The 955-nt window shown below is 51.1% G+C and carries 1 protein-coding gene; it reads left to right on the top strand.

What is annotated here, in order from left to right; all coding sequences use genetic code 11:
• Window positions 1-336: 336 nt before the first annotated feature.
• On the top strand, window positions 337-955 hold a 619-nt coding region (locus tag ACFFF6_RS19910), incomplete at its 3' end, for a hypothetical protein (RefSeq protein ID WP_376983268.1).

Here is a 955-nt window from a genome sequence, read left to right as displayed (position 1 = left end):
ACCGAGATCAGGTGTGAACGCTAGGGAGTTAAGAGGGAGCGCAGCCTCTCTTACAAGTAGGTAAACCCCCCCTCGTTATCCAGGGCTTCGCCCTGGTACGAGGGGGGGTTTGCCTATCTTGAACACTATAGGGTGCGTAATCTGATTTTGATTGCCATCACTGAGTTAGTACACTTTAAATAAAAGTGAACTATGAAAGGATGGACAGTCAGAACCGAAGCGACTAAAAACGGCTCTAGAGGCGTTGCTGGGCGTGAAGTATACCTAAGCAATAAAGACCACCCAAACCACCGCAACACAGAGCGCATACAGCCGATTTTTGGCAATGATAGGACGATGAGTAACATTAGTTACGCTGGAGAGTCCTACGCAGCCAAACAAGCGGCGAACGGCAAAGGCGGCAGACCGCCGAGCAGCTATGCCGTAGAGTTCACGCTCAACCTACCTAAAGGCTACAGACCAGACGACAAGCAATGGCGACAGATCGTTGAGCACTGCCTCAGAGAAACCGCCAAGGTGTGTGGGGTTGAACCTAACCAAATAGCACCAACCTCAAGGGCCATACTGCACCAACAAAAGCAGGACGGCAGCAAGCAAGGGACGGGCGACCACTGCCATATCGTGATCGGCAAGTTCACGCAAGATGGTGAATACCTCCGAAACCTCCAACGAAAGACCGTCACTGCCAAGATGAAGCAGAGCTTTAACGCAGCCGTTAAGCATTACTGTGGATACGATTGGACGGAGTACGCCAAGACACTGCAAGAGCAAAAGTACCCAAACAAACGCCCTGCACCGACTTGGAAAGTACGAGCAGCCAAGGAGCGAGATGAGATCGAAATTCAGCAAGCTGCGCTCGATGAGCGAGCTAGATCTTTGGTCGGCAAGGCAAGGGAGCTTGAGGTTTTGGAGTCTGGAATTGAAGACAAGCTGAATGAAGTTCGTCAGATTGAAC

Source organism: Brachybacterium hainanense, from assembly GCF_042434575.1.
Taxonomy (GTDB): Bacteria; Actinomycetota; Actinomycetes; order Actinomycetales; family Dermabacteraceae; genus Brachybacterium; species Brachybacterium hainanense.
This window is presented reverse-complemented; position numbering and strand designations above follow the sequence as displayed.